The sequence below is a fragment of the Kineosporia sp. NBRC 101731 genome, from assembly GCF_030269305.1.
Taxonomy (GTDB): Bacteria; Actinomycetota; Actinomycetes; order Actinomycetales; family Kineosporiaceae; genus Kineosporia.
Map to the genome: position 1 here is coordinate 132973 of NZ_BSTC01000014.1, position 17660 is coordinate 150632.

Sequence of the window (17660 nt, forward strand, 5' to 3'; positions counted from 1 at the left end):
AAGCACGCATGACGAACGAGACCGTCGCCGCGCTGATCGCCCGTAGCAACCGCCTCGGCGCCGACCCGAAGAACACCAACTACGCCGGGGGCAACACCTCGGCGAAGGGCACCGAGATCGACCCGGTCACCGGCCGGCCCGTGGAGCTGGTCTGGGTCAAGGGCTCGGGTGGCGACCTGGGCACCCTGACCGAGAAGGGCCTGGCCGCCCTTCGCCTGGACCGCATGCTCGCCCTGGTGAACGTCTACCCGGGCATCGAGCGGGAGGACGAGATGGTCGCCGCGTTCGACTACTGCCTGCACGGCAAGGGGGGCGCGGCGCCGAGCATCGACACCGCCATGCACGGGCTGGTCGACGCCGCCCACGTCGACCACCTGCACCCCGACAGCGGCATCGCGATCGCGACCGCCGCCGACGGTGAGGCGCTGACCAAGCAGGTCTTCGGCGACAAGGTGGTGTGGGTCCCCTGGCGCCGTCCGGGTTTCCAGCTCGGCCTGGACATCGCCGAGATCAAGAAGGCCAACCCGCAGGCCATCGGCACCATCCTGGGCGGCCACGGCATCACGGCGTGGGGTGACACCAGCGAGGAGTCCGAGAAGAACTCGCTGTGGATCATCGAGACCGCGGCCGCCTACATCGCGGCCAACGGTTCGGAAAAGCCTTTCGGCGAGGTGCGCGCCGGCTACGAGGCCCTGCCCGCCGAAAGGCGCCGGGCCAAGGCCGCTCGATTGGCCGCCACCGTGCGGGGGCTGGCCAGCCGGGACAAGCGGATGGTCGGCCACTTCACCGACGCCGACGTGGTGCTCGATTTCCTGGCCAGCGAAAGCGCGCCCGAACTGGCCGCTCTGGGCACCAGCTGCCCCGACCACTTCCTGCGCACCAAGGTCAAGCCGCTGATCCTCGACCTGCCGGCCACGGCGAGTGTCGAGGAGAGCATCGCCCGGCTCAAGGAACTGCACGAGGAGTACCGGGCGGACTACACCGCCTACTACGAGAAGCACGCCACCGCCGACAGCCCGGCCATCCGCGGCGCCGACCCGCTGATCGTGCTGATCCCGGGTGTGGGCATGTTCAGCTACGGCGCGAACAAGCAGACCGCGCGCGTCGCCGGTGAGTTCTACATCAACGCGATCAACGTGATGCGGGGCGCGCAGTCGCTCTCCACGTACTCCCCCATCTCGGACGCGGAGAAGTTCCGCATCGAGTACTGGGCCCTGGAAGAGGCCAAGCTCCAGCGCATGCCGAAGCCGAAGCCGCACGCCGGGCGCATCGCGTTCGTCACCGGAGCGGCCTCGGGCATCGGCAAGGCGATCGCCCAGCGCCTGGCCGCCGAGGGTGCCTGTGTCGTGGTGGCCGACCTGGATCTGGAGAAGGCCCGGGCCGCGGCGGCCGAGATCGGCACCAGTGACGTGGCGATCGGGGTCGCGGCGAACGTGGCCGACGGTGCGGCCGTCCAGAAGGCGGTGGACGAGGCGCTGCTCGCGTTCGGCGGTCTCGACCTGGTGGTCAACAACGCCGGGCTGTCGCTCAGCAAGCCGCTGCTGGAGACCACCGAGGCCGACTGGGACCTGCAGCACGACGTGATGGCCAAGGGCTCCTTCCTGGTCTCCAAGGCCGCGGCCAAGGCGCTCATCGAGCAGGGCCTGGGCGGCGACATCATCTACATCTCCTCCAAGAACAGTGTTTTCGCCGGCCCGAACAACATCGCCTACTCCGCCACCAAGGCTGACCAGGCCCACCAGGTGCGGCTGCTCGCGGTAGAGCTCGGCGCCTACGGGGTGCGGGTGAACGGCGTGAACCCCGACGGGGTGGTGCGGGGTTCGGGCATCTTCGCCTCCGGCTGGGGCGCCAACCGCGCCGCCACGTACGGGGTCAAGGAAGAGGATCTCGGCCAGTTCTACGCCAACCGCACGATCCTCAAGCGCGAGGTCCTGCCCGAGCACGTCGCCGACGCGGTGTTCGTGCTGACCGGTGACGAGCTCAGCCGCACCACCGGGCTGCACGTACCCGTCGACAGCGGTGTCGCGGCGGCCTTCCTGCGATGACGAACAACTCGCCCGGCCGGGCTCTCGCGCAGAGCCCGGCCACCGTGGCCGCCGTCGACCTGGGCGCCACCAGCGGCCGGGTGATCCTCGGATCGTTCGCCGACGGCGGCCTGCAGATGCGCCATGTCGCCCGTTTCCCCAACGACCCGGTGAGTTTCGGTGGCGGCCTGCACTGGAACGTGGTGGAGCTGTACCGGCAGGTCCTGTCCGGACTGGGCACCGCCGAACGTCAGGCCCCCGGGGAGATCGTCAGCGTCGGTATCGATTCCTGGGCCGTGGACTACGGCCTGCTGCGGGGCGGCGAGCTGCTCGGCGTCCCGTTCCACTACCGGGACGCCCGCACGGCGGCCGGGGTGGCCTCGGTGCACGAGCAGTTCGACGCCGCGGAGCTGTACCGCCGCAACGGGCTCCAGCACCTTCCGTTCAACACCGTGTTCCAGCTGGCCTGCGAGGGTTTCCTGGACGTGGCCGAGACCGTGCTGCTGATCCCCGACCTGCTGACCTACTGGCTGACCGGCACGCAGGTGGCCGAGCGCACCAATGCCTCCACCACCGGCCTCCTCGACCCGCGCACGGGTCGGTGGGACCTGGCTCTGGCCGCCGACCTGGGCTTTTCGTCGTCCTTGTTCCCCCGGCTGGTGGACGCGGGAACAGGCGTCGGTTCCCTCGGCACCGAGGCGGCGGGCGTGGTCGGGCGGGCCCTTCCGGTGGTCACCGTCGGCTCGCACGACACCGCCTCGGCGGTGGTGGCCGTGCCCAACACCGGGCGCGACTTCGCCTACATCTCCTGCGGCACCTGGGGTCTGGTCGGGCTGGAGCTCGACGGGCCGGTGTTCGGCGACGCCGCCCGGGAGGCCAACTTCACCAACGAGGGCGGTGTCGACGGCCGGATCCGTTTCCTGCACAACGTGATGGGTCTGTGGCTGCTGTCGGAGTCGGTGCGCTCGTGGGACCGGGCCGCCAACAGCAGCCAGCGCTCCAGCACCCTGGAGCAGTTGCTCGCCGAGGCCACTTCGGTGCCTTCGCCGGCCGAGGTCTTCGCCGTGGACGACCCCCGCTTCATGGCGCCGGGCGACATCCCGGCCCGGATCGCGGCCTGGTACACCGAACACGACCTGCCCGCGCCCCGGACCCCGGCCGAGTTCACCCGGGCGATCATCGAGAGCCTGGCCCAGGCCTTCGCCGACACCGTGCTGGCCGCCGTGAAGATCGCCGGTCACCCGGTCGACGTGATCCACATCGTCGGTGGGGGCGCCCAGAACCGGTTGCTGTGCCAGGCCACCGCCGACCGCAGCGGGCTGCCCGTGCTGGCCGGGCCGGTCGAGGCCACCGCCGTCGGTAACATCCTCGTGCAGGGGCGCACCGCGGGCCTGGTCGAGGGTGATCTCGCCCAGATGCGCGACCTGGTCGCCCGGGCCTTCACGCCGGTCCGCTACACGCCCCGCCCCTGACCTTCTCACCACAAGGAGTAGCACGCCGTGGTGCAACGCCAGTTCCCCAAGCCCGCCGAGGTCTTCGAGCTCCTGCAGTTCAAGAAGCCCGAGTTCAACGGCCGCAAGCGCCGGCTGGACAAGGCGCTGACGATCTACGACCTGCGCGACATCGCCAAGCGCCGCACTCCGCGCGCGGCGTTCGACTACACCGACGGCGCCGCCGAGGGTGAGCTCTCGCTCCAGCGCGCCCGGCAGGCCTTCGAAGACGTCGAGTTCCACCCCTCGGTGCTGCGCGACGTCGCCCAGGTCGACACCTCCACCACGGTCTTCGGCGGCACCTCGGCCCTGCCCTTCGGCATCGCCCCGACCGGTTTCACCCGGCTGATGCAGACCGAGGGCGAGATCGCCGGGGCCGGGGCCGCGGCGGCCGCCGGCATCCCGTTCTGCCTGTCCACGCTGGGCACCACGTCGATCGAAGACGTGAAGGCCACGAACCCGGCCGGCCGCAACTGGTTCCAGCTCTACGTGATGAAGCAGCGCGAGATCTCCTACGCCCTGGTGGAACGCGCCGCCGCCAGCGGCTTCGACACGCTGTTCTTCACCGTCGACACCCCTGTGGCCGGAGCCCGGCTGCGCGACAAGCGCAACGGCTTCTCCATCCCGCCGCAGATCAGCGCGGGCACGATCCTCAACGCGATCCCGCGGCCCTGGTGGTGGTACGACTTCCTGACCACGCCCAAGCTGGAGTTCGCCTCGCTGTCCGCCACCGGCGGCACGGTCGGTGAACTGCTGGACTTCGCGATGGACCCCACCATCAGCTACGAGGACCTGCGCATAATCCGCGAGATGTGGCCCGGCAAGATCGCGATCAAGGGCGTGCAGAACCTCGAGGACTCACGCAAGCTCGCCTCCCTCGGTGTCGACGGGATCGTGCTGTCCAACCACGGCGGCCGCCAGCTCGACCGCGCCCCCATCCCCTTCCACCTGCTTCCGGAGGTGGTGCGCGAGGTGGGCCAGGACGTCGAGGTGGTGGTCGACACCGGCATCATGAACGGCGCCGACATCGTCGCCTCGATCGCCCTGGGCGCGAAGTTCACCCTGATCGGCCGCGCCTACCTCTACGGCCTGATGGCCGGCGGGCGCCAGGGTGTGGACAAGACCGTCGAGATCCTCTCCGACCAGATCGTCCGCACCATGAAACTGCTGGGCGCCCACTCCCTGGAAGAACTCACCCCGCAACACGTCACCCAGCTGGAGCGCCTGGGCCCCATCCGCCGCAGCTGACCGCAGCACCAAACCTTCCGTGATCATGCAAAACCTCCCCGGCGTTCTAGAACTGTTCGAGCAGGAGTTCTAGAACTCTGGGGAGGTTTTGCATGATCACGAACAAACTTTCTTTCTCTTTCTGCGAGGTACGGCTGCAGGATCAGCGGCTGACGACCAGATCGTCCACTGCTGAATTCAAGGTCGCGGCGGCGGCCTCTCCCCCGGACAGGTAGCCCGCCACCATCGCCCCGTCGCGCTGGGCCAGCCAGCGGCGGGCACCCTGCACCGGGTCGGGGTGACCGGCCCGGCGCAGGGCCGTGGTCACGCTCGCTTCCAGCCAGGTGCGGTGCTCGGCCACCGCGAGCCGCACCGGATGGTCCGCGGCCGGGTACTCGGCGGCTGCGTTGATGAACGGGCAGCCGCGAAAACCCGGGCCGCACAGCTCTCTTCCAATGCCGCGAGTGAATTGCCGGACCCACTGGCGAGCGCCCTCGGCATCGTCCGGCACCGGTCCGACGGCCTCGCGCACCGCCGTGTCCAGGCCCCGCAGATACGCCACGACCAGCGACTCCTTCGACGGGAAGTGGCGGTAGAACGTAGCCCGGGTGATGCCGGCGCGCTCGATGACCCGGTCGACCCCGACCGCGCGCAGCCCTTCGCGGTAGAAGACCTCGCTGGCCGCCAGCAGCAGGCGCTCCCGAGCCGGTGACCTCCGCACAGCTCCACTCACGCACATCACACTAGCCGCGATTGACGCGTCCACCATCTGGTGATTGTCTTAATGAGACAGAACGTTCTATGTTTATCTCCAGGGAGAACTCCTGTGCCCAGCATCTACACCGCCGTCGCCACCGCCTCCGGCGACGGCCGTAACGGCCACGCCCTCTCCTCCGACGGCATCCTCGATCTCGAGCTGGCCACCCCGAAGGAGATGGGTGGCGCCGGCGGCGCGACCAACCCCGAGCAGCTCTTCGCCGCCGGCTACGCGGCCTGCTTCCACAGCGCCCTGAAAATGGTGGCCCGGGGGCGCAAGATCGAGCTCACCGACTCGTCCGTGACCGCCGAGGTCGGCATCGGCCCGACCGCCGACAACACCGGTTTCGCCCTCGAGGTCACCCTGCGCGTCGAGATCGGCCAGATCGACCAGGCCACGGCCGACGAGCTGGTCGAGGCCGCCCACGGTGTGTGCCCCTACTCCAACGCCACCCGCGGCAACGTCCCGGTCACCCTCGAGACCACGGTCGGCTGAGGAATACCGCACTCGCGGTACGTCCGACGCCCCGCGGGGCTGACGCCCCCGGGGCCCGGCGAAGGAAAAGTGGTGGGTACGACGGCGAGAACGTCGTCGTCCCCCATCACCCCTGAGCCGAAGGAACATCCCGTGGTCAGACTGGCAAACTGGTGCACCCGTAGGTGGTACCTCGTCATCGGGGGCTGGCTGGTCGCGCTGATCGCCCTCGCCGGGCTCGTCGTGGCGAACGGCACCGCCTTCACCGACGCGACCGAGCTGCCCGACAGCGAGTCCGCCACTGCCTACAGCCTTCTCGGTAGCTCAGCGAGCGCGGACGCGGAAACCGGCCGGATCGTCTGGCAGACCGCAGACGGCACCTCGGTGACCGGCCGGGCGACGCGCGCCGAGATCACCACCCTGATCGACGATCTGAAGAACACCGAGGGTGTGCTCCAGGTGGTCAGCCCTTACACGAAAGCCGGCGCGAGCCAGATCAACCGGGAGGCGAACACCGCGTTTGCGACGGTCACGGTCGCTGCCGATGCCGACATCGAGCCGATGGTGGACGTTGTCGACAGCGCGCGGTCCGGTGGGCTCGCGATCGAGGCAGGTGGGCAGGCGTTCACGGAGCAGCCGGGGGCCAGCGGCGGCACCGAGGCGATCGGGCTGATCGTGGCGCTGGTGCTGCTGCTCCTGTTCTTCCGGTCGTTCGCGGCGGCGGTGCTGCCGATCGTCACCGGGGTCGCCGGAGTCGGGGTCTGTCTGCTCGGCGTGATGGCGGTGTCGCACGTGGTCGACCTGTCCGCGAACTCGCTGACGATGGGCGCGCTGATCGGGCTCGGGGTCGGTATCGACTACGCGCTGTTCATCGTGAACCGGCACCGCAAGGCCCTGCTGGCCGGTACCGACGTGCCGGGCGCGATCGCCCAGGCCCTCAACACCTCCGGGCGGGCCGTGGTGTTCGCCGGCCTGACCGTGATCGCCGCCCTGGTCGGGATGTACGTGATCGGCGTGGGCATCCTCACCGGCATGGCCTTCGCCGCCGCCTTCACCGTGCTGGCCACCGTGATCGCGGCCAACACCCTGCTGCCCGCGCTGCTGCGGGTGCTCCGGCTGAAGGTCCTGTCCCGCCGGCAGCGCGCCGAAGCCCGCGCGGACACGCGTCCCCCATCAGACCAGCCGAAACTGGCCGCCCGCTGGGCGGACGGCGTGCAGCGCCACCCGGTCCTGGCCGCCCTGGCCTCGCTGGTCGTCGTGGCGGCCCTGGCCGTTCCCGCCCTGAGCCTGCGACTGGGCAACGCCGACGCCAGTAGCGACCCGGCCGGTTCGGCCTCGCGCGCCTACTTCGAGCTGATGTCGGAGGGTTTCGGCGAGGGCGCCGACGCCACGCTGCTCCTGGTCGGCAAGACCCCCGACGCCTCCTCGGTCACGGCCTTCGCGGACATGGTCGAGACCCTGCCGACGGTGCCGCACGTCGCCTCGGCCGTGCTCACCTCGCAGGCCGGCGGCGTCTCGGTCGCGGCCCTCACCCCGACCGACAGCGCCCAGACGCAGGAGACCTCCGACCTGGTGCACACGCTGCGCGACAGCGTGATCCCGGACAGCGGGGTCAGCGTGTATGTCGGCGGTACCACCGCCACGAACATCGACCTGTCCGACGCGATCATGGACAAGCTGCCGCTCTACCTGGTGCTCGTCGCCCTGCTCGGGTTCTTGTTGCTGGTGCTGGCCTTCCGCAGTCTGCTGGTGCCGTTCCTGGGTGCCGTCACCAACCTGGCCACGATCTGCGTGGGCCTCGGCGTGATCACAGCCGTGTTCCAGTTCGGCTGGGGCAGTGAACTTCTCGGGGTCGGCGAGGGCGCTCCGATCCTCTACCTGGTGCCGGTGCTGATCGCCGGCGTGATCTTCGGCCTCTCGATGGACTACCAGGTGTTCCTGGTCAGCTCGATGCACGAGCACTTCCACCGCAGCGGCGACAACCGCAGCGCGGTGCGCGAGGGTCTGGCCGAGAGCGCGGGCGTGATCGTCGCCGCGGCCACGATCATGCTGGCGGTGTTCGCGTCGTTCGCGTTCAGCGGCCAGCGCATCGTGTCGGCGATCGGGCTGGGCATGGCGATCTCGGTGGTGGTCGACGCGTTCGTGATCCGGCTGACGCTGATGCCGGCGCTGATGACGCTGATCGGGCGGGCCACCTGGTACTACCCGAAGCCGCTGGACGCGATCACGCCGCGGCTGGCGCTGGAGAACGCCGAGCCTCCGGCTCCCGCGAGCGAGCCGGAGCCGGTATACAGCTACAGCGGAAACTCCGGTACGACGACGGGAACGAGATGACGTGGGAGAGGCCGTGACGGCCGGTGGCCAGGCCCGGGAGAGAACGTTCTCCGGGGCCTGGCCCGCGTTCGACGTGCTCTACCTGCTGGGCATGTTCGTGACCGCGACGGTGCGCGAGAGCGGTCGGGACTATCCGGGTCCGGAGCTGACCGCGTTCGTCATCGTGTCGTGGCTGCCCCTACTCCTGCGCCGGCGCCACCCCCGGGCGGTGCTGGCGGTCGTGGCGGTCGTGGAGGTCCTGCACATCGCGATCGGGGTCTCGGTGCCGCCCGACCCGACCGCCAATGTGGCGATGGGTGCGTTCCAGCCGGTGCCTCTGGCCACGATGGCGGCCGCCTTCACCCTGGCGGTCCGGGTCCCGGGACGCCGGGGCTGGGCCCCCGCGGTGGTGTCGGCGGTCGCGCTGCTCGCCGTCGGCGTCACCGTGCACGGCCGGGTGCTGCTGGCCACCAGCTTCGTGGCGTTCGACCTGGTGCTGATGGCCGTCGGCGCCGGCGTGCTGCTCAGCAACCGCCGCGAGCGCCTGGCCCGTGACGAGCACGACCGGCTGGCGCAGATCCGCGGGGAGGTGATCGCCGAGCGCATCCGGATCGCCCAGGACCTGCACGACGTGCTGGCCCATCATCTGACCCTGGTGAACGCCCAGGCCGGGGTGGCCGACTACCTGCTGCGCACCGATCCGGCGGCCGCCTCCGACGCGCTGCAGGACATCGCGGGCAACACCCGGCAGGCGCTGGACGAGCTGCGGGCGACGGTGGGGATGCTGCGGGACTCCTCCGACGGGGATGCCCTCCGGCCCACCCCCGGCACGGATCAGCTCAGCGAGCTGCTCGACGGTTTCCGGTCCGCGGGCACTGCGGTCTCGCTGCTGACCACCGGTGAACCGGTGAAGCTGCCCGCGGGCCAGGACCTCGCCGTGTACCGGATCATTCAGGAAGCGGTCACCAACGCCACCAAGCACGCCCCCGGCGCCCCGGTCGACATCGGCCTGCACTGGCAGCGGCGCAACCTGGCCCTGATCATCACGAATCCGGTGGGCCACACCCCGGGTTTCCAGGGGCCGGGCACCCGCCACGGCCTCATCGGCATGCGCGAGCGGGCCGTCACCGCCGGCGGATCGCTGTCCGCCGGTCCCACCCCGTCCGGAGGATTCGACGTGCGCGCTGCCATTCCCCTCCATACCCCGCAGGAGCCCCCGGCATGAGCATCCGCGTCCTTCTCGTCGACGACCAGGCGCTGCTGCGCTCCACCCTGGGCCTGCTGTTCCGCGCCACGCCGGACATCGACCTCGTCGGGGAGGGCGGAACCGGGCGCGAGGCGGTCGAACTCGCCCGGAGCACGCGCGCCGACGTGGTGGTCATGGACATCCGGATGCCGGACATGGACGGCATCGAGGCCACCCGGCACATCACCGCCGACGAGAACCTGGCCGGGGTACGTATTCTCGTGCTCACCACCTTCGAGACCGACGACCTGGTGGTGCGCGCCCTGCAGGCCGGGGCCAGCGGATTCCTCGGGAAGGGCGCTTCCCCGGAGGAACTCATCGCCGCCGTGCGCACCGTCGCGGCCGGTGAGTCGCTGCTCTCCCCATCGGCGACCACCGCGCTGATCGGCCGGTTCCTGGAGCAGCCGCAGATCACCACCGAGGTCAGTACCCAGGCCCTGGTCGCCCTGACCGAGCGGGAGAAGGAGATCACCACCCTGGTCGGGGCCGGTCTCTCCAACCAGGACATCGCGATGCGCCTGTTCATCAGCCCGGCCACCGCGAAGACCCATGTGAACCGGGCGATGATGAAGACCGGGGCGCGGGACCGGGCCCAGCTGGTGGTGTTCGCCTACGAGGCAGGGCTGGTCACCCCGGCCCGGCGCGATTAGCCGGCCTGGGCGTGATGCAGGGCCGCGTACCGGCCGCCGCGAGCGAGAAGCTCGTCGTGACCGCCGATCTCGGCCATGGCACCGTGTTCCAGCACCACGATGCGATCGGCCTGGCGGATGGTGGACAGGCGGTGCGCCACGACCAGCGTGGTGCAGCCGCCCATCAGCCGCGACAGGGCCTGTTTCACCTTGACCTCGGACTCCGGGTCGAGCGCACTGGTCGCCTCGTCGAGCAGCAGGATGCGGGGCTCACGGATCAGCGCCCGGGCAATGGCGATGCGCTGGCGCTGCCCGCCGGACAGCCGGGCTCCCCGCTCGCCCACCACGGTGTCCCAGCCCTGCGGCGACGACTCGACGATGTCGAGGGCCTGGGCGTCGCGTAATGCCGCGTGCACCCGCTCGTCGGGCACGTCGCCGAGCCCGTAGGTGACGTTGTCGCGGATGCTGCCCTCGAACAGCACCGGCTCCTGCGGCACGACCGACACGAAACGCCGCACCGCGCGTAGGTCGAGCTCCTGCATGTCGACCCCGTCGAGCAGGATCTGCCCGCGGGTGGGCCGGATGAAGCCGAGCACCAGGTTCAGCACGGTCGACTTGCCGGCGCCCGAGGGCCCGACGAACGCCACGGTCTCGCCCGGCCGGACCACCAGGTCGATGCCGTGCAGGGAGTCGGCCTTCGCGTCCGGATGGCGGTGCGTCACGTGGTGCAGTTGCAAGGCTCCGGTCACCGCCGTCACCGGCCGTTTCCCCTCGTTCAGTTCCAGGTCGGACTCGGCCAGCACCTCGGCGATCGAGCGCACCGACTCCACGCCCCGGGCCGCGACCGGCAGCAGGCCCAGCAGCTGGATCAGCCCTTGGGTGAGCAGGGTGAAGTACGTGGACAGAAGGACGACGTCGCCCGGGCCGACGGGAAGGGTGCCGGTCAGGGCGGCCAGGGCGGCGAGGGCCAGGCAGCCCACCCCGAGGAACTGCATGGCCACCCAGGACATCGACGCGGTGTGCCCGTTCAGCATGTCCAGCTTCAGCGCCTGGGTGCGCACCCGGTCCACACCGGTCGCGACCCGGTCGGTCGCGGTCTGCTCCAGGCCGTGTGCCCGGGTCACCGGGATCAGCGAGGCCATCTCCCCCACCCGGGCGGCCAGGCCCTCCATCTCGAGGCGGAACTGCTCGTTGCGGACCCGCGAGCGGCGGGCCGCCGTGTGCCGCACGAGCAGGGCCATCGGCACGGTCAGCAGGTAGACCGGCAGGAACTGCGGCACCACGACCGCGGTCATCACGGTGGCACCGGTCACGACCATCACGGCCGACAGCAGCGGGTGAGCCACCTGCTGCAGCATCAGCTCGATGTTCTCCACGTCGCGCACCACCTTGTTCTGCACGACGGCACTGGTGGAGCGGGCATGAAAGCCGATCGAGAGCACCTGCAACCGGGCGGCGAGCACATTGCGCAGCTGCGCGCCGGTGTCCCGCACGACCATCATGAAGTTGTGCGTGTAGACGAGGTGGTGGGGGTAGTTCTGCGCCAGCAGCACGCAGGCCAGTACCAGCCAGCCCACCACCGTGCTGATCTCCCCGTGTTGCGAGACCGTGTCGATGATCCCGGCGGTGATCACCGGCAGCATCCACATCGGGATCTCCTTGACCGTGAAAGCGCCCAGCGCCAGGGCCATTCGTCCGGGTCTGCGGGCCAGGAGACGCAGCAGCGACCGCACCGGGCGCGCACCGTCGACGAGTTGGGGCGGGTGGGAAAGCGCTTGCCCAGGCATGCTCGAATCCTAAGGGTTCAAAGGTGATCAAAAAGTCAATGCCCGGCGGCGGTGAGGGCGCTACGATCCGGCAGCTGGTGACACTTCGTGCCTTGACCTAGGAGATTCTGATGGTGCGGTTCCTGCCGGTGCTCATCGAGCTGGGGCTGCTCATCTTCTGCCTCATCGACTGCATCCAGACCGACTCGACCCTGGTGCGGAACCTGCCCAAACCGCTGTGGATCCTGCTCATCGTGTTCCTGCCGCTGATCGGCTCGATCGCCTGGCTGGTGGCGGGCCGCACCTGGCCGTCGCAGGCGGGCAACCCGGTGCCGTGGCGTTCGACGGCCACGGCCGGTTTCCCCGAGTACGAGCGCCCGGGTGCTGACCGGCACGATGCGGCCGCCATCGACGAGCAACTACGCCGCGACACCGAACGCGTCGACCGCGAGCACGAAGAGGCCCTGCGCAAGTGGGAGGAGAGCCTGAAGGAGCGCGAGCGCAAGCTCGGCGAAGGCGTCTAGGGCTGAGGCTGGGGCGCTGCGAAGCACCACCCACCCATTCTTCCGTGATCATGCAAAACCTCCCCAGCGTTCTAGAACTCTAGCTCTCACAGTTCTAGAACTCCGGGGAGGTTTTGCATGATCACAACAAGGGGTGGTGGTTTGGGGGGGGTTAGCGGGGCACCGTGGACCAGTCCGTGTCCGAGGCCAGGTAGAAGCTCGGGTACGAGGGCTGGTTGTAGGTGGTCTGCTGCCGGGCCACCTCGACGCGGTACTGCGGGTCTTGCATCAGGGTGTAGAGCTTGTGGTTCGTCAGCTCGGTGCTCAGGTACACCCGGATCGCGGAACTGTCGGCCGTGCGGACCAGTAGTTCCTCCCGCCAGTCGCCGAACACGTCCGCGACCAGGCTCGCCGTGCCCTTGGTGCCGTTGTTGGCCCGCGTGCCCTCGGCGGTCAGTAGCGTGCCGCGCGACCAGTCGCCGATCGTCGGGGTGACGTCGCCGGAACCGCTCAGGATCTGCGTGGTCAGGTCGCCCGACCAGCGGATGCTCTGGTTCGTGCCCGGGCTGGTGCCGGTGAGCAGATCGCCCTGCGCCGAGTGCAGGCCCAGGGCACCGGATCCGCCGGGCATGCTGGCCCAGTTCTCCAGACCCGGGTGATCGGGCAGCACGTCGCCGATCATGCCGCGACCGGTGTCCGCCCCCGAATAGGTGCCGAAGAGCACCTCGCCGCTCGCCGCGTCCCTCATCGCCATCCCGTAGGGCGCCGACGTGGCGCCCTCGTGCACGGTGAAGATCTCCAGGCCGGGACGGGACGGGTCGATGTCGGTGACGTGCATGGCGTCGCCGTGCCCGAGCCGGGCGCTCGTGCCCGGGGCGGAACTTCCGGCCGGCAGGGTGTCGAAGGACGAGTGGAGCACGCTGCCGTCGTCGTCGATCGTCGCACTGCCGTAGACGATCTCCTGCTTGCCGTCACCGTCCACGTCGGCCGCGCTCAGCGAGTGGAAGCCCTGCGTGGTGATCTTCCCGTACTCCGGGCTGGTGCCGTCGCGCCCGTGCGGTGAGTCGTTGAACGGGTTCGTCATCGGGGTCCACCCGCTGTCGACGTACCAGTTCTCGGTGAGCTTCCGGCCGTTCCAGCCGTAGGCGACCAGCGTCGTGCGGGTGTAATAGCCCCGGGCGAAGACCGCCGAGGGGGTCTTCCCGTCGAGATAGGCCACCCCGCCGAGGAATCGGTCCACCCGGTTACCCGGCTCGATGCGGGCCATCGCGTAGTCGCCCCACAGGAGTCCGTCGTCCGTACGCCCGGGCTTGTAGTGCGTGGTCTCGAGCTCCTGGCCCGTGGCTCCGTCGAACACGGTCAGGTACTCCGGCCCGTCGACGATGAACCCGGCGAAGGCCCGCAGGTTGTTACGCGTGCTACGCGCGGGTGCGTAGACGTCCATGAAGTAGTCGGTGAGCTTCTGGGCATCGGCCTGACTCAGCGGGTAGTCGTACTGCTGCTCGATGCCGAAGGCCTCTTCGAGGGTGGCCGGCCACTGCCCGCTCTTCACCTCCTTCCGGTCACTCCAGCCCCGGAACATCGCCACCATGTGGTCGTAGTACCCCGCGGCACTGAGCCGGTAGTCGTCGGTGTTGGCGTAACCGGCCTTCACATCGGCCTGGGGCAGCGTGACGTATTTCTGCGAGAGGACTTTCCCGGCCTTGTCATACCGGGTGATCTTCGTGCCGGGGGCGGTCTTGAACATCAGCTCCGAGCGGCCGTCACCGTCGAAGTCGTAGACCAGGAACTGTGTGTAGTGCGCCCCCGCGCGGATGTTCACACCCAGGTCGATGCGGTGCCGAAGGGTGCCGTCGAGCTCGTAGGTGTCGATGTACACGTTGCCCGTGTACCCCACCTGGGAGACGTCTTTGGAGTTGGACGGATCCCACTTCACCACGTACTCGTACTGCCCGTCACCGTCCACGTCGCCGACACTCATGTCGTTCGCCGAGTAGGTGTACGCCTCGCCGGCCGGGGTGACGCCGTCGGCGGGCTTACGCAGCGGCAGGTCGTAGTGGCTACCCGCCCAGGGCTTCACCCGGGCAGAGCTACCGAACTCCTGGCCCTTGCGCACCGGCACCACCCGGTACGTGGCCTTCGGGTCACCGGCCTTGTCCAGGTAGTTCGTGCTGCCGGTCACCGTCGCGAGTTTCTTCCCGCCCCGGTAGACGTTGAAGTCGGTTCCGGTCAGGCCGGTCCCGCTCGATCCGGTGGCCTCGGCCTTCAGGAGGCGCCAGCTGAGGAAAACCCCCTCGCTGGTCGTGGCCGCGGTCAGGCCCCGATCGAGCTTCTCGAGCTGGGCGGCGACTTCCCGGTCCGAGGTCCGGGTGGTGGTCGTGGTGGTCGTGGTGTTCTTCGTGGTCGTGGTGTTCTTCGTGGTCGTCGCGCCGGCCGCCGGGCCGCCGAGCATCAGCCCGGCGGTACAGGAGGCGGCCAGAGCGACCTGGAGCAGGCGTTTGGTGCGGGGACTCATCCTTGGGTCTCCTCCGACACGTGCTGAATCGTTTCAGATGGTGCGGTGTCAGCTTTACCCGACAATTCGGTCACGTCAATGACCACTGACCGATTGAGGACGTCCGTCCCCGGCGATCGCGGTGATGTCCAGTCACATCTGGGGCCCGGTGCGGTGATCACCGACGTTCGCCGGTCGCCCTCGCGTTCCTTCGTTCGTGATCAGGCAAAGTCACCCCGGGGAAACTTTGCCTGATCACGAACAAGAAGGTGGCCGACCTTCCCGGTCACCGCGCCAGGGAGCGACCGAGACGCAGCGCGTCCGGCCGGGCACCGGAGCCCTGACCGGTGGGACATGCCGACGGCCATCGGTCTCGGTAGCCTGGACAACCTTCACCACGTCGACTGCGCGGCCCGGGTCACGTCACGCCGGGCGACCGAAAGGAACAATGAGGCTCTCGGTGCTGGGAACGACGGCGGCCGTGCCGCTGGCCGGGCTCCTGCTGGCCGCGTGCACGAGCGCCCCGGTGACCTCGGAACCCCATTCGGCGTTCGGCAGCGGCCCCGTGCCCACGGTCAGCAGCACCTGGGACGTGGACCCCGACCAGGACGCCGCGTGGACGGCCGAGCTCGACGACATCGAGACCACGATGACGAAGATCTGGCCGGCGGTGGAGGACGACCGCCCGGTGGCCCTGACCGCCTACGCCGACCTGATCGACCGCACCAACGACGTGCTGTACGACATGGCCACGACCGTCGGCGTCGCCGGGATCGGGCACGTGGCCTGCGAGGTGCTGCCGGTGCAGATGATCAGCATCCCGCACAGCTACACACCGGAGCAGACGGCCCGCAACCTCGGCATCTTCTGGGCCCGGCCGATCGCGGCCACCGGCGTCGGCGAGGCCGGCAGCTTCGCCGACGCCCAGTTCGACACCCGCACCCGCGAACAGTGCCCGGACGTGCACCAGCTGGTGCTCGAGGCCGCGGGACTGTCCTCCCTGGACGACCTCTACGAGTACGCCAGGGCCGCCCGGACCTCGGAAAGCCCGGCACCCGAGGTGATCTGAGGCCGACCGGCCGTCAGGAAGCAGATCCGGACCGGTACACCTCGGCACCGTCGACGAAGGTGAGATCCACCGCCGCCGCACCGATCTCCTGCGGCGGGCCGGCGAACGGGTCACGGTCGAGCACCACCAGGTCGGCGCGGTGGCCCACCGTCAGGGCGCCGGTGTCGTCGAGGTGGTTCACGTAGGCGCTGCCCGCGGTGTACGCCTCGACGGCGGTGACCAGGTCGAGGCTCTGGGACGGCCGGAACGGCGGTGAGGGGTGGCCGTGGACCTGCCGGTTGACGGCGGTGTGGATTCCGGCCAGCGGGTCGGGGCTGCTGACCGGCCAGTCGCTGCCCGCCGCCAGTCGCACGCCGGACCGGTGCAGGTCGCCGAAAGGGTACTGGTGGTCGGCCAGGTCGCCACCCAGGAAGGGGATGGTGAGCTCGTCCATCTGCGGCTCGTGGGCGGCCCACAGCGGCTGGAGGTTGGCCGTGACCCCCAGCTGGGCGAAACGCTTCACGTCGTCCGGGTGCACGACCTGCAGGTGCGCGAGATGGGGCCGGGTGTCACGGAATCCGTGGGCCTGGCGGGCGGTCTCGATCGCGTCGAGGGCCTCCCGCACGGCCCGGTCACCGAGGGCGTGCACGTGCACCTGGAAGTCGAGAGCGTCCAGCGCGGTGACGTATTCGCGCAGGGCCGCCGGGTCGACGAAGCTCAGCCCGCTGTTGCCGGTCGCGCAGCCGCAGGAGTCGCGGTAGGGGACGGTCATTCCGGCGGTGAAGTTCTCGGCCACCCCGTCCTGCATGATCTTGACGGTGGACGTCGTCAGCCGGCCCACGCTGAAATGGTCGCGCTTGGCCACGAGTTCGGGGATCTGCTCGGCGCCACGGTCACGGTCCCACCACAGAGCGCCGACCACGGACGACGTCAGCGAGCCGTCGAGCGCGGCGGTCCGGTAGGCGTCGGAGACGTCGGGGTAGCCGTTCGTGGCGCAGAGCATCGCGTCCTGCCAGGCCGTGATCCCCAGGGAGTGGAACAGCTTCTGGGCGCGCAGCAGGGCGTCCAGCCGGTCCTGGGCCGACGCCTTCGGGGCGAGGTCGGCGACGAGCGCGACCGCCCCCTCCTGCAGGCACCCGACCGGATGACCGTCCGCGTCCCGGTTGATCACCCCGTCCGCCGGATCGACGCTCTCGCGGGTGATACCGGCCCGGCCCAGGGCCTGCGAGTTCACCCAGGCACCGTGGTGGTCGCGGTTGTAGAGGAACACCGGCCGGTCCGCCACCACGTCGTCCAGCATCCTCGCGGTGGGCACCCCGCCCGGGAAACTCTCCATCGACCAGCCGCCCCCCAGGATCCACTCGCGCTCGGGGTGAGCGGCGGCATACTCCCCGATCCGGCGGCGGTACTCCCCCAGGTCGGTGGTGCCGGACAGGTCGCACTGGCCCAGCTCGAGCCCGCCGAAGACCGCGTGCACGTGCGCGTCCTGAAACCCGGGCAACAGCCGGCGCCCGGCCAGGTCGACCACCTCGGTCCCGGGACCGGCCGTCCCGGCCGCGCCGGCGCCGACCGCACTGATGCGACCCCTGGTCACGGCCAGCTCGGTGGGCCCGTTGACGAAGACAAGATCAGCAGCGCGGTCGGGCATCGGGTGGATATCCGTTCGAAGGGGGTTCGGAGGAACACCTC

Annotated in this window: 13 protein-coding genes; 9 read left to right on the forward strand and 4 right to left on the reverse strand. The window is 69.8% G+C overall.

Annotated features, from left to right (window positions below; all coding sequences use genetic code 11):
* Positions 1-8: 8 nt before the first annotated feature.
* From QSK05_RS29625 to QSK05_RS29635, 3 genes are read left to right on the forward strand one after another with little or no spacing between them, the layout of a single operon-like run.
* Positions 9-2045 carry a bifunctional aldolase/short-chain dehydrogenase gene (locus tag QSK05_RS29625; RefSeq protein WP_285600669.1) on the forward strand — a complete coding sequence of 679 codons (2037 nt, stop codon included), beginning with the start codon at positions 9-11 and terminating at the stop codon, positions 2043-2045.
* Positions 2042-3496, forward strand: coding sequence for a rhamnulokinase (locus tag QSK05_RS29630; RefSeq protein WP_285600670.1), 1455 nt, complete (start codon positions 2042-2044; stop codon positions 3494-3496). Before QSK05_RS29625 ends, QSK05_RS29630 begins: the two co-directional genes overlap by 4 nt.
* Before the next feature lie 27 nt (positions 3497-3523).
* Positions 3524-4762: an alpha-hydroxy acid oxidase gene (locus QSK05_RS29635; protein WP_285600671.1), complete on the forward strand. Its 1239-nt coding sequence runs from the start codon at positions 3524-3526 to the stop codon at positions 4760-4762.
* Between the two features lie 142 nt (positions 4763-4904).
* Here the strand turns inward: QSK05_RS29635 and QSK05_RS29640 are convergent, their stop codons facing one another.
* Complete coding sequence (locus QSK05_RS29640) at positions 4905-5474, reverse strand: TetR/AcrR family transcriptional regulator (RefSeq protein WP_285600672.1); 570 nt, start codon at positions 5472-5474, stop codon at positions 4905-4907.
* A gap of 93 nt (positions 5475-5567) precedes the next feature.
* Between QSK05_RS29640 and QSK05_RS29645 the strand changes: the two genes are divergently transcribed.
* The 4 genes from QSK05_RS29645 (at position 5568) to QSK05_RS29660 (ending at position 10181) form a co-directional block, all read left to right on the forward strand.
* Positions 5568-5993: an organic hydroperoxide resistance protein gene (locus tag QSK05_RS29645; protein ID WP_285600673.1), complete on the forward strand. Its 426-nt coding sequence runs from the start codon at positions 5568-5570 to the stop codon at positions 5991-5993.
* 132 nt (positions 5994-6125) lie between these two features.
* On the forward strand, positions 6126-8306 hold the full coding sequence (locus tag QSK05_RS29650) for an MMPL family transporter (RefSeq protein ID WP_285600674.1): 2181 nt from the start codon (positions 6126-6128) through the stop codon (positions 8304-8306).
* A 1-nt stretch (position 8307) separates the two neighbouring features.
* Positions 8308-9510 carry a sensor histidine kinase gene (locus QSK05_RS29655; RefSeq protein ID WP_285600675.1) on the forward strand — a complete coding sequence of 401 codons (1203 nt, stop codon included), beginning with the start codon at positions 8308-8310 and terminating at the stop codon, positions 9508-9510.
* Positions 9507-10181, forward strand: a complete 675-nt coding sequence (locus QSK05_RS29660; protein WP_285600676.1) for a response regulator transcription factor — start codon at positions 9507-9509, stop codon at positions 10179-10181. The genes QSK05_RS29655 and QSK05_RS29660 overlap by 4 nt, the downstream gene beginning before the upstream one ends.
* On the opposite strand, the gene QSK05_RS29665 is transcribed toward QSK05_RS29660, so the two are convergent.
* Entirely contained in the window at positions 10178-11947 is a 1770-nt protein-coding gene (locus tag QSK05_RS29665; RefSeq protein ID WP_285600677.1) for an ABC transporter ATP-binding protein, read from the reverse strand. The two genes, QSK05_RS29660 and QSK05_RS29665, sit on opposite strands and share 4 nt — an antisense overlap.
* 110 nt (positions 11948-12057) lie before the next feature.
* Here QSK05_RS29665 and QSK05_RS29670 point away from each other — a divergent pair, with 110 nt between their 5' ends.
* Entirely contained in the window at positions 12058-12450 is a 393-nt protein-coding gene (locus tag QSK05_RS29670; RefSeq protein ID WP_285600678.1) for a PLD nuclease N-terminal domain-containing protein, read from the forward strand.
* Positions 12451-12601: 151 nt separating this feature from the next.
* Here QSK05_RS29670 and QSK05_RS29675 read toward each other — a convergent pair whose 3' ends face one another.
* Positions 12602-14944 carry a rhamnogalacturonan lyase gene (locus QSK05_RS29675; RefSeq protein WP_285600679.1) on the reverse strand — a complete coding sequence of 781 codons (2343 nt, stop codon included), beginning with the start codon at positions 14942-14944 and terminating at the stop codon, positions 12602-12604.
* Positions 14945-15383: 439 nt separating this feature from the next.
* On the opposite strand from QSK05_RS29675, the gene QSK05_RS29680 reads away from it, so the two are divergent.
* A complete protein-coding gene (locus tag QSK05_RS29680; protein WP_285600680.1) occupies positions 15384-15992 on the forward strand; it encodes a hypothetical protein in 609 nt (202 codons plus the stop codon).
* 13 nt (positions 15993-16005) lie between these two features.
* Here the strand turns inward: QSK05_RS29680 and QSK05_RS29685 are convergent, their stop codons facing one another.
* A complete protein-coding gene (locus tag QSK05_RS29685) occupies positions 16006-17619 on the reverse strand; it encodes an amidohydrolase (RefSeq protein ID WP_285600681.1) in 1614 nt (537 codons plus the stop codon).
* Positions 17620-17660: the final 41 nt, after the last annotated feature.

Excerpts from the sequence above, each read along its gene's own strand:
- QSK05_RS29625 (WP_285600669.1), top strand. The coding sequence starts at position 9 with ATGACGAACGAGACCGTCGCCGCGCTGATCGCCCGTAGCAACCGCCTC.
- QSK05_RS29630 (WP_285600670.1), top strand. The coding sequence starts at position 2,042 with ATGACGAACAACTCGCCCGGCCGGGCTCTCGCGCAGAGCCCGGCCACC.
- QSK05_RS29660 (WP_285600676.1), top strand. The coding sequence starts at position 9,507 with ATGAGCATCCGCGTCCTTCTCGTCGACGACCAGGCGCTGCTGCGCTCC.
- QSK05_RS29665 (WP_285600677.1), bottom strand. The coding sequence starts at position 11,947 with ATGCCTGGGCAAGCGCTTTCCCACCCGCCCCAACTCGTCGACGGTGCG.
- QSK05_RS29670 (WP_285600678.1), top strand. The coding sequence starts at position 12,058 with ATGGTGCGGTTCCTGCCGGTGCTCATCGAGCTGGGGCTGCTCATCTTC.
- QSK05_RS29675 (WP_285600679.1), bottom strand. The coding sequence starts at position 14,944 with ATGAGTCCCCGCACCAAACGCCTGCTCCAGGTCGCTCTGGCCGCCTCC.
- QSK05_RS29685 (WP_285600681.1), bottom strand. The coding sequence starts at position 17,619 with ATGCCCGACCGCGCTGCTGATCTTGTCTTCGTCAACGGGCCCACCGAG.